Origin of the sequence: Cobetia sp. MM1IDA2H-1 (assembly GCF_002916775.2) — a bacterium.
In the GTDB taxonomy this organism is placed as follows: Bacteria; Pseudomonadota; Gammaproteobacteria; order Pseudomonadales; family Halomonadaceae; genus Cobetia; species Cobetia marina.
Genome location: NZ_CM133225.1, coordinates 3211054 through 3224217, shown reverse-complemented (window position 1 = coordinate 3224217; position 13164 = coordinate 3211054). Strand labels below are relative to the sequence as shown.

Below are 13164 nucleotides of genomic sequence, written 5' to 3'. Positions count from 1 at the left end.
TCACTTTTTTGATGAGCATTCAGTAACGAGTTTTATTTCAGCCTCATACCTCACCCATTCCCGATAAAACCCGTCCAGTCGTTCTGTCTCGCTGAGGTGTGATATCTCGGCGAGGCGTTCGCGTGCGTCTGTTGGTAGCGCCGCGATGCGGGCGTCGAGGTCGTGGGCGTGGCGGGGGTTGCGGTATTCGATATCCAGCCCGAGCGGGAGGGTGGCGAGGCCGACGAGCACATGGCCGTGGCGGTGGGCGATGGAGACGTGAAAGCCTGATGGCAGTGCAGGGTGATGGGGCGCCTGGCCACGCGGCGACCAGTCGGCCAGTGGCAGCGCAATGCCTTGGGCCGCGGCGAGTTCACCGAGCAGAAGGCGGGCGAGGTGCGATTCGGCTTCTCTTTGCTGGCGACGGCGGGCCTTTGCAGATGACACGGGAGTGTCCGCGTTATCCACATCCGTCTGGCGAGGGCGCATCAAGTTACCGCTGGAAGCCTCACCCGAGGAGTTGATAGAGGGATCAACAGCACTAAACGCAGGCAGCACACACGCCTCGGCCAGCCACAGGCGGGCTGGCCGAGAGAAGGAATCAGAGCAGAGATTCGGCAAATCGCGCGCAGCGCTGTCAGTCGCAGACGCCAAGGCGGCGGCGAGGGCATGGGGATCATGCGAGATCAGCGGCTCGCCGTTGGACAAGTCGGCGCTCAGCGAATCAGTGCTCAGTGAGCCAGTGCTCAGCGAATCAGTGCTCAGCGAATCAGTGCTCAGCGAATCAGTGCTCAGTGAACCAGTGCTCAGCGAACCAGTGCTCAGTGAAGCGGAGCCATGCGATACCGCATGCCCCAGCACCACGCAACGGTAGGCGGGGTGATCGGTCGGGCGCGCCGCAGGAGTATCCGCCGCGCGCGCCGAGCTGCCTTCGACCGGCTCGCCTGTCTCACTCACATCCTTGCCTTCCCTGGCCGTCATGATGGCGAATCAGTTCTTCGGATGCAGGATCACCAGATCCCCGCGCAACGCGACGCCCGCGACGACATTGCCCGCGTGGCACTCGTACTTCTCGCTGCTGGAGTAGGGCACGTTGTCATAGTCGCTGCGAATGTTGATGACGGCATTGGCCCCGTATTCCCGCGCCTTTTCCTGCAGCTCGCGCAGCGCTGACAGGAACACCCAGCGGCAGGCCGCGGCATCGCTCTTGTTGGTCGCGTTGGTCTTCGGGTTCACACGTGCCCAGCCACGCTTCTCGATGCGCTCGTAGGGCTGCTTGTCACCGAAGAAAAAGGCCACATCCTTGCCCAGTCGTTGACTGGCCGCAGTGCTGGCCATCACCGGCATGATGGGCAGGAAGTGCTGCGTGTCCCGCGCCTGTGCCGGCGCGGAGGCCAGCAGCCCGGCCGCGCCGAGCACCAGGGCGGACACCAGCACGCGTCCCCGCGACAGGCGGCCGACCGGCGCCGTGCTGGCGTGGGCCATGGGGTGTGACGAGGAAACGAACGACTGAGCAACGGATGACGCCATCTGACACCTCTCCTGACAGGGTTTGACTGGCTCGACGCCAGGGAATATCGCCTTCATCCAGCCAACGGCGTGAGCCCATCACACCATAGACCATGCAGCGGGCGCGTATCTTGCGCCAGTTGTGACCCGCTGCAAAGTCGTCTGGTGGCGACAGTCACGCGCCCGATGACCCCGAGGGCCGTGCGGGCGTCGTCAGCCCTGCCAGCGCCGCAGGATCAGCGAGGTATTGATGCCGCCGAAGGCGAAGTTGTTGCTCATCACCGTATCCGTCTCGATCTCGCGGCCGCCGTCACGCAGGTAGTCCAACGCCGCGCAGCGCGGGTCGATGTCCTTGAGGTTGGCGGTGCCGTGGAACCAGCCTTCGCGCATCATCTCGATGGCGATCCAGGCTTCCAGCGCGCCGCAGGCCCCCAGGGTATGGCCGGTGTAGCTCTTGAAGGCACTGATGGGCGTGCGTTCCCCGAACACGGCATGGGTGGCGTGACTCTCGGCGATGTCGCCGCGCTCGGTGGCGGTGCCATGCGCGCTGACATAGCCGATCTCGCTGGCCGAGAGGCCGGCATCGTCAAGGGCCATGCGCATCGCGGCCTCCATCATGTCGGCGTCCGGCTGGGTGACGTGGCGGCCATCGGAGTTGGTGCCGAAGCCGAGAATCTCGGCGTGGATGGTCGCGCCACGCGCCAGGGCGTGGTCCAGCTCCTCGAGGATCAGCGTGCCGGCACCTTCGCCGATCACCAGGCCATCGCGCTCGGCATCGAAGGGTCGCGGCGAGCGGTCCGGCCGGTCATTGCAGGTGCTGGTGGCGAACAGGGTGTCGAACACCGCGGCATCGGCGGCGGACAGCTCCTCGCAGCCACCGGCGACCATCGCTATCTGGCGGCCGAAGCGAATCGCCTCATAGGCATAGCCGATGCCCTGGCTGCCGGAGGTGCAGGCGCTGGAGGTGGTGTGAATCCGCCCCTTGATGCCGAGAAAGACGCCGATGTTCACCGGCGCGGTATGCGCCATCATGCGGATGTAGGAGTTGGCGTTGAGGCCATCGGTGGAGTGGTTGATCAGCATGTTGCCGAAGTCCGCCACCGCGTCCGGCTCACCGGCGGACGCGCCGTAGGCGATGCCCATCTGGCCGCTCTCCTTGAGCGGGCTGTCACTCAGTCCCGCGGCTTCCAGCGCCAGCTCGCTGGAGCGGGTCGCCAGCTGCGCCACACGCCCCATGCTGCGCAGCGCGCGGCGGTTGTAGTGCTTGGGCAGTTCGAAATCGCTGACCGGCGCGCCGAGACGCGTGTTGAGACCCTCGTACTTGTCCCAATCCTCGATATAGCGGATGCCGGTGCGGCCCGCGGCCAGATTGGCGCGCAGGGTCGGCCAGTCATTGCCGATGGGCGAGAAGCCATGCATGCCGGTGACGACGACGCGATGGCCGCGCAGCGGGGAAGAGGGAGCTGTCATCAGAACATCCCTCCGTTCACCGCGATGGTCTGGCGGGTGATGTAGCCGGCATCCTTCGAGCACAGGAAGGCCACGGTGGCGGCGACTTCCTCGGCCTCGCCCGCGCGGCGCATGGGAATCATCTTCAGCGCCTCGTCCATCTCGACCCCTTCGGTCATCTCGGTGGCGATGACCCCCGGCGCGACGGCATTCACGGTGATGCGGCGCTTGGCCAGTTCCACCGCCAGGGCCTTGACCGCGCCGATCAGCCCCGCCTTGGCGGCGGAATAGTTGACCTGACCGCGATTGCCCATCATGCCGGACACCGAGGACATCACGATGATGCGCCCCGGCTTGCGGCGACGCACCATCGGCATCGCCAGCGGCTTGACCACGTTATAGAAGCCATCGAGGTTGGTGCGGATCACGCTGTCCCAGTCCTCATCGGTGAGCGCCGGGAAGGCGTTGTCGGCGTGGATGCCGGCATTGCAGATGACGCCGTAGTAGCAGCCGTGGGCCTCGACATCGGCCTCCAGTGCGCTGCGTGCGGCCTCGCGGTCGGCGACATCGAAGTTCAGGATGCGCGATTCACCGCCCAGGGCGCTGATCTCACGCGCGACCTCCTCGGCGGCATCACGGCGCGAGCGGCAATGCAGCACCAGATTGTAGCCTTCGCGGGCCAGACGCAGCGCGATGGCGCGGCCGATGCCACGGCTGGAGCCGGTGACCAGAATCCACTCGCGCGTCTCATTGGCAGCGGCGGCACCCTGGTTGTCAGCAGGGGAAGTTCGAGTAGCGGGGGGTGTGACGGACATCAGACATTACCTTGCGGTGCGGCACCGGTAGCATCCTGCTGACCGGGTGAGTGTTCTTGTGAGTGTTCTTGTGAGTGTTCTGGTGAGCGCCCCTGTGGGACTGCTTCAGGGCTTCCTTCCTTCGACACGGCAGACGCCATGGCCTGGGCGGGCGGCTCGAAGACATTCACGCCGGCACGGGCGACCTGCGTGCCGTGCTCGTCGCTGAGGGTGGCCTTGAAGGCGCCCAAGCCGTTGTCGGCGCGATAGTCGAGCTGCACGTCTATCTGCCAGCGTTGCCCGCAGGCGAAGGCGGGCAGTTCGCTCTCATAGCGGCGGCTGCCGAGCAGAAACCCGACGCGGGGTGACTGGCCTGTGCGCGCGGCCTGCAGGCCCGACCAGGCGGCGATGGCCTGGGCCATCCACTCGAGCCCGACCCAGGCGGGAATCACGGCCTGGCCAGCGCCGTCCAGCTCCGCGAACAGATCCTCGGGCGAGGGGCGCACGCTCGCGCTCAGCGAGTGCTCGTCACAGGCCAGCACCTCATCCAGCAGGCACATGCCCGCCTCGTGTGGCACATAGGGGCCGATGGCGCAGGGCATGACGGGATAGCCCTCGTCACGGGAAGACGTGCCGTCGGGTAGCGGCGTGGCGGGGGTAGCGGTCGGGGTCAGCATGCAGAGGACTCCGGGTCGGTGGCGTGACGCTCCAGTATCAGCGAGATGTTGTTGCCGCCGAAGGCGAAGGCATTGCTCATCACTCTGAGCGGCGGGGTCTCGGGACGGTCACGATAGACGATGTTGAGCGCGGGCAATGACGGGTCCAGCGCCTCACGCGGGGTGGCGTGCGGCGGCAGGCGACCATGTTCCAGCGTCAGCCAGCAGAAGGCGGCTTCCAGTGCCCCGCAGGCCCCCAGCGTATGGCCGGTGAGGGCCTTGGTGGAACTGACGGCGGGCGGACGGTTTGCGGCCTCGTCGCCATCGGGACCGAACAGGCGGCTGATGGCGAGGCTTTCCATGGCGTCATTGAGCGGCGTGGCCGTGCCGTGCAGGTTGATGTAGTCGATCTCGCCGGGGACGCGGCCGGCGCTGGCGAGCGCGCCACGCATCGCGGCCTCGGCACCGCTGCCATCCGGGCAGGGCGCGGAGATGTGATGGGCATCGCTGGATTCGCCGACGCCGGTCAGCTGCACGCCGCCGTGCTCCGGCGTGACCACGAACAGCACCGCGGCCTCGCCCAGATTGATGCCGTCGCGCGCGGCGCCCAGCGGCTGGCTTTGCTGGCGGCTGACGGCCTCCAGACTCATGAAGCCCTTCACCGTCATGTGGCACAGGCTGTCGGCCCCACCGGCGATCACCGCATCACACTGCCCGGAGGCCAGCAGACGCCGTGCGCTGGCCAGGGCCTTGGCGCTGGAGGTGCAGGCGGTGGAGAGGGTGTAGACCGGCCCGCGCGCGCCACTCAACCAGGCCACGCACTCGGCGGGCGCGCCCAGTTCCTGACGGCGGTATTCAAAGCTCTCCGGCCAGCTGTCGGCGCTCGGCGTGCCCTGGGCGACGGCGGCGCGCTGGGCGTCCATCGCGGCTTCCGTCTCACCGATACCGGAGGTACTGGTGCCCAGCACCACGCCGATGCGCTCCGGCGCGATGCCCTGATGCTTGAGGGCCTCAAGCTCCGGTGTCAGCTGCTCAAGCGCGGTGGCCAGCAAGCGGTTGTTGCGTGAGCGCAGCGGGGCCGGCCAGTCGCTGTCATCCACCAGCCGCGCGGTGACACGGCCCAGTGACAGCGGCGTGCCGGGACTGAAGTCATCACTGACGCGCAGGCCGCGACTGGCGCTGAACAGCGCACTGCTGATCAGCCCGTGGTCGGCGCCCAGCGGACAGACGATACCGGGCCGAGACAGACGGCATGGGCTGCGAGGGGTGAGGCCATGGCGGGTATCAGGTGCCTCGGGTGTGACGGGTTCAGTCATGCGGGGAAGCTTCCGGTGAGTCGTCAGGGGCTGGGGGAAGACAGGGGATCTAGCGTCATCTGCATCTCGGTGGCCGGGTCCCGCAGGACCACGCGGCCTTCGGCGTCGCGGGTCAGCTCGGCCATGCGCTCGCCATCGCGCAGGATGAGGCGCTGCGCGGCCTGGTGAGGCGTGTCCCACTCGCCGTGCTGCACCAGTTGCCAGGCGCTGCCGGCAAAGGCGTCATCGATCGCGGCCTGTGGCCAGTGGACCCAGGCGATGCGACGGGCCAGCCAGTCGGCGGTGAAGGGCAGCTTGTCGAGCACCTCGGGGCGGGCCTTCTCGAAGCGGCTGCCATCGGCGTCATGCACCAGTGTCAGCAGTCGCTGGCCCTGCACGCTGAGCAGCACCAGCCGCATGGCCTCGGGCGATTGGCGCAGCACGCCGATGAGGGGCGGCAGGTCGCGAGCCTCGTCCTCAGCGGCGTCTGCTGCCGCGCGATTCTCGCTGGCCTCACTCTTGTTACGCTCAACGCGCAGAATCAGACGTTGGGTGCTGCTCTCCTGCAGGCTCGTCAGGGCCGGCATCGGGCTCTCGGCGCTGAGCGGACCGGGCACGAGCAGGCTGCAGCCGCTCAACAGCAGGCTGGTCGCCAGCAGCAGTCCGACGGATCGCCGCCCGACTGTACGCAGTCCGACGGATCGCCGCCCGACTGTACGCAGCCCGACGGATCGCCGCCCGACTGAGATGGCATGAGGCGAGAGACGCATGGATATCATGACGATACTTTACCTTTTCTGGCGTCATTCTGCCGCGTGCCGGCCGTTGAGAGAGCGCTTGCGGCGGGCTCGCAGGTTTCCGCTTGCGTCGCCTGCGCTGCCGAGAGCGTGGCCAGTGCGGTCAGGCGACGACGACTGGCGCTGACGAAGGGATTGGCCTCGTCCCAGGCGTAGCCGGCGAGGACCGAACTGATCATCTGGCGAATGCGGTCCGGCGAGCGAGGGTGATAGATGATGTCGGTCAGGCGGCTGTCGTACCAGGCGGTGACGAACTCGCGGAACACCTCGATGCCACGCCGCAATGGCAGCTCGTATTCGCGGGCCCAGTCCGGGCGCTGCTCATCGCGGGTCGCGGTCAGTTCACGCGCGACCAGCGGTGCGGCACGCAGGGCGGATTCCAGCGCGATAGTCACGCCGGAGGAGAATACCGGGTCCAGAAACTCGCCGGCATTGCCGAGCAGCGCATAGCCCGGGCCATGCAGGCGGCTGACATCGGCGCTGTAACCGCCCAGCGACTGCACGGCATTGGCGGGCGTGGCATCGCGCAGCAGCTCCGCCAGGCGCGGTTCTTCCATCACCCACTGCCACAGGCGTGTCTGCGCATCATCCCCGGCGGCAGGCTCGATCAGCTCACGCGGGCCGACCACGCCCAGCGAGGCGCGGCCATTGGCGAAGGGAATCAGCCAGTACCAGACATCGGGATGCACCGGGTGTGAGGCGATCAGGATAGTGTCGCGACGATAGCCCTCGGCGGGCGGCGCGAGGTCGGCGATGCCATCGTGGACATGGCCGAACAGCGCCATGCGCGGCTCCAGACGCGGATCACGCTCAAGCGATTCGAGCCGCGCCAGCACGCGCCCATAGCCGCTGGCATCCAGCACGAAGGCGGCCTGAAGCTCGCGGCCATCGGCCAACGTGAGACGCGGCCCCTGAGCCTGAGCATGGCCAGCGGTGTCACTCTGCGTGGGGCGAGCGGGAGTGAAACCGGTGACGGTGACGCCGAATTCGACCTCGGCCCCCGCCGCCCGTGCGCCCTCGATCAAGCGCTGGTCAAAGTCGGCGCGCTCCACCTGCCAGGTGGTACCGGGGCCGTCGCTGAACTTGTCGCGGAAGTCGATCACGCGATGCTCGCCGCGTCGGGTGAAGGCCGCACCGGTCTTGCGCTGATAGCCACCGGCGGCGGCGGCCTCCATCAGGCCGCAGGCCTCCAGATGCTGCATGCAGCGCGGCAGCAGGCTCTCGCCGATGGAGAAGCGCGGGAAGTGGCTGCGCTCCAGCACGCGTACCGCATGGCCGGCGCGCGCCAGCCATGCCGCCGCCGCCGCCCCGGCAGGTCCGGCGCCGATGATGATGACTTCCTTGCGTGGTGGGTTGTTGCTGCGATCTGCCGATTCCATGGCATCGTCCCCTGTCGTTGTCGTTATGTGTTCATGACGGCATTCGTGTTCCCGCCTCCGTCTGGCCCGCGTGACGAGATCGCCTCAACTGCGGGCGAAGGGCACCAGGCACCAGGTGGCCGTCAGCCCCAGCAGGCAGGCCAGTCCCAGTGCGGCCAATGCCGGTGTCTGACTGAAACTCAACAATCCGAAGGCTAGCAGGCTGGAGGCACATGACAGCGAGATCGCCAGCAGACTGGCCTGCGAGGCGCGGCTGGCGGTGTCTCCGCTCCTGTCTTTTTCTGCGCTGCGCGCAGGATGCTCGGCACAGAAGATGCCCGCACTGCTTTTTTCTGCGCTGCGCGCAGGATGCTCGGCACAGAAGATGCCCGCACTGCTTTTTTCTGCGCTGCGCGCAGGATGCTCGGCACAGAAGATGCCCGCATCCAGGCCAATCCCCAGTACCAGCAGCAGGCCCAGCAGGTGGAACAGGTTGAGGCCGACGCCCGCCAGCGTCAGGGCGGCGAGCGTCAGTACCAGTCCGCCCAGCGGCGGCAGCAGGGCGCGCCAGGTGCTGCGGCGATAGCGCAGCGCCAGCAGCAGGCTGATCACCACCACCGCAGCGCTGACCAGCCAGGCCATTTCGCTGCGAATGCTGCCGAGCGTCGTCGAAAGCCTGGCGACCTGATCGACGTACTCGAGGCGGTCATCGCCTGCCGCGAGGCGTGCCAGGGCGGCGCTACCCTCGGCCGTGACGTCACCAAAGCGCACGATGCCGATGGCGGCAGTGCGTGAGTCGAGCCACAGTCGCTGGCCCATCTCGCCGGCAGGCAGCGTGACCCAGTCCGCCGGGCGCAGCGGACGGGCGTTTTCGATGGCCTGCTCGGCCCGCGTGAGCAGCGCGGCGGGCAGGCCTGCGGTGCTCAGCACTTGGGGCAGCAGGGTGCGGGTGCGCTCACGCATGGCGCTGAGATTGGCCTGCTGCTGGGCAAGCGTCGGCAGTTGCTGGGCGAGGCTCGCCCAGTGCCCCAGCTGCTGCTGGGCATTCAGCTGCTGGAAGGTGTCTTCCAGTGCCTGCAGGCGCGTGAGCAGCGCGGCGTCATCCTCGGCCTGCACGATCAGGTAGCGCAGGCCGTCCGGTTCGGCGAGCAGGCGCTGTGCCTCGCGTTGCTCATCGATCAGCGACGCAGGCGAGGGGTTGAGCTGAGTGAGACGGTCATCGCTGCGCAGTCCGTAGAGGCTCGCCAGCGCGGCCACCAGCAGCAGACTCAGCGCCTGCCAGCTGCGCCTGCCGGGAAGTACGCGTGCCAGCCATCCTGCAGCGCGGGCGGCGGGGGAATCCTCGCGGGTGGCATCCGCCGGCAGCGAGAGACGCGGCAGCCACAGGCGCACGCTCAGCCAGGCGCCGAGCAAGCCGAGGGCGGCGAACATGCCCATCTGGCGCAGGCCGGGCATCGGCGTCAGGGTGATGGCCAGATAGGCGGCGAGGCTGGAGCACAGGCCCAGTGTCAGGCCCGGCCACAGCGCGGCGAGTCCGCCACGGCCATTCGTCGTCGCCAGGCGCCGCATGCATTCCAGATGCAGCACGTAATCGATGGAGATGCCGATCAGGCTGGCGCCGAAGGCCAGCGTCAGCACGTGCAGGCTGCCGAAGGCCCACCAGGTCAGCGGCAGCGCGAACAGCACGCCCGTGGCCACAGGCACCAGCAGCAACGGCAGCCGCCGTGGGGTGCGGAACACCGCCCACAGCAGCAGCAGCACGCCGATCAGCGAGCCGAGCCCGATGGTCGACATCTCCTGTCTGGCCTGCTGCGCTCCGGCACTGGCATGGAAGACCAGCCCGGAGCGCAGCAGCCTGACGTCGGGATAGTCGGCCTTCACGCCATCCACGGCCTGTTCCAGCGCCTGCTGATCCCCCATCGCGTAGGCGTTGCCGGTGAGGGTGGCGCTGATCAGCCGATAGGCGTTGCCGGGCTGGTCACCGCTTGACGTCGGCGCGCGCAGCAACAGCTGGCCGCCGGACAGCGACAGGTTGGCGGGTGTCAGCCAGTCCTGCCAGGCGCCGGCGAGACCGAAGGGATCATGGATCAGGTCGCGCTGGCCGCCGGGCTGGAACAGCTGCCTGAGCGCGCGCGCCTGCCACTGCTCTTCACTCAGCTCGGCAAGTCGCGGGGCGATCAGGGCCGGCTGGACCTCGGCCGGCAGGCGCAGGCTGGCGAGGCTCTTGCCGTCATCCAGCGTCGCGAGGGGGGCGAGCGCCTGACGCAGCGCCTGGGCGGCGGCGTCACGCTGCTTGAGTGACGTGGCGCTGGCATCGCGTGCGCCGACCAGAATCACCAACCGATTGGCGGTGTCCTCCAGCGATTCGGCGCGCGCGGCCAACGGGCTGCGTTCCTGCGCTGGCAGCATGGCGGTGATGCGGGTGTCGATCGCGCCTCGCCATGGGCTCTGCGGGGCGAGCTTCCCGGCCAGCAGCACCGCGCACAGCAGCAGCACGCCAGCCCACAGCCAGCGCCAGGCGGCGCGATCCAGCCCCGTGTCATGCGAGTCGCCGCGCCCTGTCATTCGGGGCACTGATCGCGCGGTGTCAGGGTCAGGGCGAGACGGTCACCGTCGCCGCTGGTGAGGGTCAGGTGGTCAAGCCAGCTGCCACCCTCGATCTCGAGGTGCTCGATGGCCTCGGCCAGACGGGCATCACGCGGTGTCAGGCTGGCCTGCCAGTCATCCGCGCTGCCGGTGAGCGTCAGGGTGAAGTGCTCCTCGAGCGCCTGCCAGTCGCCGTGGAAGAAGTTGACCAACAGCTCCGCCATCGCCTGCTGGTCGGCGGGCAGCGGCTCGCCGTCCGGGCCTTCGCTGGCATTCGGGCGCATCTCGAGACGGTCCTCGATGGGGGAGGTGGTTTCCCACACCAGGCCTTCGGGCGCGTTCGGATCCCCGATCAGATGGAACTGGCCACGACTCTTGAGCTGTGCGCCGACATCCTCGAGCCAGCGGGTCTGCTGGAAATCACCGCAGACAGGGGCGGTGCGCGCCAGCTGTTGCGTCAGGGCGCGGGCGTCGAATTCGGCGGCGCTGGCCCCGAAGGCACTGGCAGTCAGCAGCAGGGCAGTGGCGGCAATGGCAAGGCGTGACGTCATCACGGCGTTCCTCGTGTCGGGGGCGGGGTGGCAGGCGCGTCCTCGTCGGCTGTCTGTGACGGGCTGGTCTGTGACTGGCTGGCCTGCCAGGCGGCCAGCCGCTCGCTGAGCGCAGGCGGCGAGGCCAGCAGCATCTCACCATCCGCGAGTCCGACGGCGACCTGCACGCTATGGCCACGGGTCAGGCGCTTGCCGCTCTCGACATCGCGGATCACGTAATCGAGCTTGAGGCGGTTTTCCCACTCGCGCAGGCGCGCGGTGACGGCGATGCGCTGGCCGAAGCGCGCCGGGCCCGCGTAGCGCAGGCGCAGGTCGATCACCGGCCAGGCATAGCCTGACTCGCGCATCTGCGGGTAGTTGTAGTCGAGCATGTCGAGCAGCTTGCAGCGGGCGATCTCGAGATAGCGCACGTAATGGCCGTGCCAGGCGACTTCCATCATGTCGACGTCGTGGAAGGGCACTTCCATTTCCACCGTGGCGCTGGGCATCGGCGTTTCGGCGGGCTGGTTCATGGCGTTTTTCTCGCTCAGGGCTGTCTGTTCGCTCATGCGTTGGCCTCGTCTGCGCTCAGGGCCCAGTGGCGCTCACGGATGCGCGCACACAGCAGGCGCAGATCGGCCTCCAGACCGCGATCTTCCTCGAGCGGGGCGATGTCCTCGCGCAGCTCGCTGACGAAGGCCGCCAGGCTCGGCGGCGTGGCGCTGTGGCCGGCGATGGCGGCGCGTTGCTCACAGCCCTGTGCGGCGGCGTGCAGGGTGGCGGCGGCGACCTGCTCGACCAGCGCCAGCACGCGCAGGGCATCCCGCGCGGCGATGGTGCCCATGCTGACCTTGTCCTGATTGTGGCATTCGGTGGAGCGCGAGAAGACGCTGGCCGGCATGGTCAGCTTGAGGGCTTCCGCCGTCCAGGCCGAGGCGCCGATCTGCACCGCCTTGTAGCCATGATTGAGCGGCGCGCGCTCCGGCGTGGCACCGCTGAGGTTGCTGGGCAGGCCACGGTTGTAGCGGCTGTCGACCAGCAGGGCCAGCTGGCGGTCGAGCAGGTCGGCCAGGTTGGCGACCGCCGTCTTGAGGCTGTCCATCACCATCGCCACATGGCCGCCGTAGAAGTGGCCGCCGTGGAGGATCTTGCCGGCCTCGACATCGATCAGCGGGTTGTCGTTGGCGCTGTTGAGCTCGGTCTCCAGGAAGCGGCGCCACCAGTCGAGACTATCCTCGACCACGCCGATGACGTGGGGCGCGCAGCGCGTCGAGTAGCGGTCCTGCAGGCGCGGTGAGTTGATCGGTGTGGCATCGACCTCCGGCGCCGCCGGGTGGGCCAGATCATCACGCAGCCACTGCGCCACGCGGGCCTGACCGGGATGCGGCTTGGCGGCAAACAGGTCGGCATCGAAGTGGTAGGGATTGCCTTCCAGCGCCTGCACGCTGAGCGCGGTGATGCGCGCACTCAGACGGCTGAGGTAGCAGGTGCGACCGAAGGCCAGTGCAGCGAGGGCCGTCATCACGGCGGTGCCGTTCATCAGCGCCAGGCCTTCCTTGGGGCGCAGCACATAGGGTGTCAGGCCGTGCTGGGCGAAGACGTCAGCGGTCGGGCGCAGTTCATGTGGCTGACCTGCGCCGGGGCGCACCCACACCTCGCGCTCGCCACACAGTACGGCGGCCACATAGGACAGCGGAGTGAGATCGCCACTGGCGCCCACCGAGCCTTCCTCGGGGATGCGCGGCAGGATGTCGTGGTCGAGCAGCCAGACAAGGCGTTCCAGCAGCGCCAGGCTGACCCCGGAGACACCACGGCACAGCGAGACGAGGCGCACCATCACCACCGCGCGGCTGCTGACCACATCGAGGTCCGCGCCCATGCCACAGCCGTGGAAGGTGTAGAGGTGGCGTGGCAGGGCCTCGAGGTCCTCTGCCCCCTGCACGGCGCGGGTCACGGAATCGCCATAACCGGTGGTGACGCCGTAGACCACGCCTTCCTCCTCCAGCAAGCGTTCCAGCAGGGCGGGGCCTGCCTCGATGCGCGCTCGGAAGGCAAGCGCATCACTCAGACGTACGCCACACCGGCCCTCGGCGACGTCGATCAGCTGCTCGAGGGTGATATCACTGCCGTCGAGCGTCAGCGCCGGGGCAGTGGTTGAGACGGGATATGACATGACGAGGTACCTGAAAGCCGAGAGCCTGAAAGACGGAA

Annotated in this window: 13 protein-coding genes; 1 reads left to right on the top strand and 12 read right to left on the bottom strand. The window is 68.1% G+C overall.

Going from position 1 to position 13164, the window contains the following annotated elements; all coding sequences use genetic code 11:
- Complete coding sequence (locus tag BOH68_RS13720; RefSeq protein WP_181013921.1) at positions 1–687, bottom strand: 4'-phosphopantetheinyl transferase family protein; 687 nt, start codon at positions 685–687, stop codon at positions 1–3.
- Between the two features lie 26 nt (positions 688–713).
- Between BOH68_RS13720 and BOH68_RS13715 the strand changes: the two genes are divergently transcribed.
- A complete protein-coding gene (locus BOH68_RS13715) occupies positions 714–962 on the top strand; it encodes a hypothetical protein (RefSeq protein WP_181013920.1) in 249 nt (82 codons plus the stop codon).
- A gap of 7 nt (positions 963–969) precedes the next feature.
- Here the strand turns inward: BOH68_RS13715 and BOH68_RS13710 are convergent, their stop codons facing one another.
- The 11 genes from BOH68_RS13710 to BOH68_RS13660 all read right to left on the bottom strand — a co-directional run bounded on the left by BOH68_RS13710 (position 970) and on the right by BOH68_RS13660 (position 13126).
- Positions 970–1509, bottom strand: a complete 540-nt coding sequence (locus BOH68_RS13710) for a heavy metal-binding domain-containing protein (RefSeq protein ID WP_255303144.1) — start codon at positions 1507–1509, stop codon at positions 970–972.
- A gap of 192 nt (positions 1510–1701) precedes the next feature.
- The gene (locus BOH68_RS13705; protein WP_077375291.1) at positions 1702–2958 is read right to left on the bottom strand and encodes a beta-ketoacyl-ACP synthase; all 1257 of its coding nucleotides are present in this window, start codon (positions 2956–2958) and stop codon (positions 1702–1704) included.
- The gene (gene fabG, locus BOH68_RS13700; RefSeq protein WP_077375288.1) at positions 2958–3752 is read right to left on the bottom strand and encodes a 3-oxoacyl-ACP reductase FabG; all 795 of its coding nucleotides are present in this window, start codon (positions 3750–3752) and stop codon (positions 2958–2960) included. Before fabG ends, BOH68_RS13705 begins: the two co-directional genes overlap by 1 nt.
- The gene (locus tag BOH68_RS13695) at positions 3752–4408 is read right to left on the bottom strand and encodes an ApeP family dehydratase (RefSeq protein ID WP_181013919.1); all 657 of its coding nucleotides are present in this window, start codon (positions 4406–4408) and stop codon (positions 3752–3754) included. Before BOH68_RS13695 ends, fabG begins: the two co-directional genes overlap by 1 nt.
- Positions 4402–5703, bottom strand: a complete 1302-nt coding sequence (locus BOH68_RS13690; RefSeq protein WP_077375286.1) for a beta-ketoacyl-ACP synthase — start codon at positions 5701–5703, stop codon at positions 4402–4404. The genes BOH68_RS13695 and BOH68_RS13690 overlap by 7 nt, the downstream gene beginning before the upstream one ends.
- A gap of 23 nt (positions 5704–5726) precedes the next feature.
- A complete protein-coding gene (locus BOH68_RS13685) occupies positions 5727–6269 on the bottom strand; it encodes a DUF3261 domain-containing protein (RefSeq protein WP_170877400.1) in 543 nt (180 codons plus the stop codon).
- Positions 6270–6457: 188 nt separating this feature from the next.
- Positions 6458–7858 carry an NAD(P)/FAD-dependent oxidoreductase gene (locus tag BOH68_RS13680; RefSeq protein ID WP_077375280.1) on the bottom strand — a complete coding sequence of 467 codons (1401 nt, stop codon included), beginning with the start codon at positions 7856–7858 and terminating at the stop codon, positions 6458–6460.
- Between the two features lie 84 nt (positions 7859–7942).
- Entirely contained in the window at positions 7943–10402 is a 2460-nt protein-coding gene (locus tag BOH68_RS13675; RefSeq protein ID WP_456821160.1) for an MMPL family transporter, read from the bottom strand.
- A complete protein-coding gene (locus BOH68_RS13670; protein WP_077375274.1) occupies positions 10399–10974 on the bottom strand; it encodes a LolA family protein in 576 nt (191 codons plus the stop codon). Before BOH68_RS13670 ends, BOH68_RS13675 begins: the two co-directional genes overlap by 4 nt.
- A complete protein-coding gene (locus tag BOH68_RS13665) occupies positions 10974–11522 on the bottom strand; it encodes an acyl-CoA thioesterase (RefSeq protein ID WP_258038228.1) in 549 nt (182 codons plus the stop codon). Before BOH68_RS13665 ends, BOH68_RS13670 begins: the two co-directional genes overlap by 1 nt.
- Complete coding sequence (locus tag BOH68_RS13660) at positions 11519–13126, bottom strand: HAL/PAL/TAL family ammonia-lyase (RefSeq protein WP_077375270.1); 1608 nt, start codon at positions 13124–13126, stop codon at positions 11519–11521. The genes BOH68_RS13665 and BOH68_RS13660 overlap by 4 nt, the downstream gene beginning before the upstream one ends.
- Between the last annotated feature and the right edge of the window lie 38 nt (positions 13127–13164).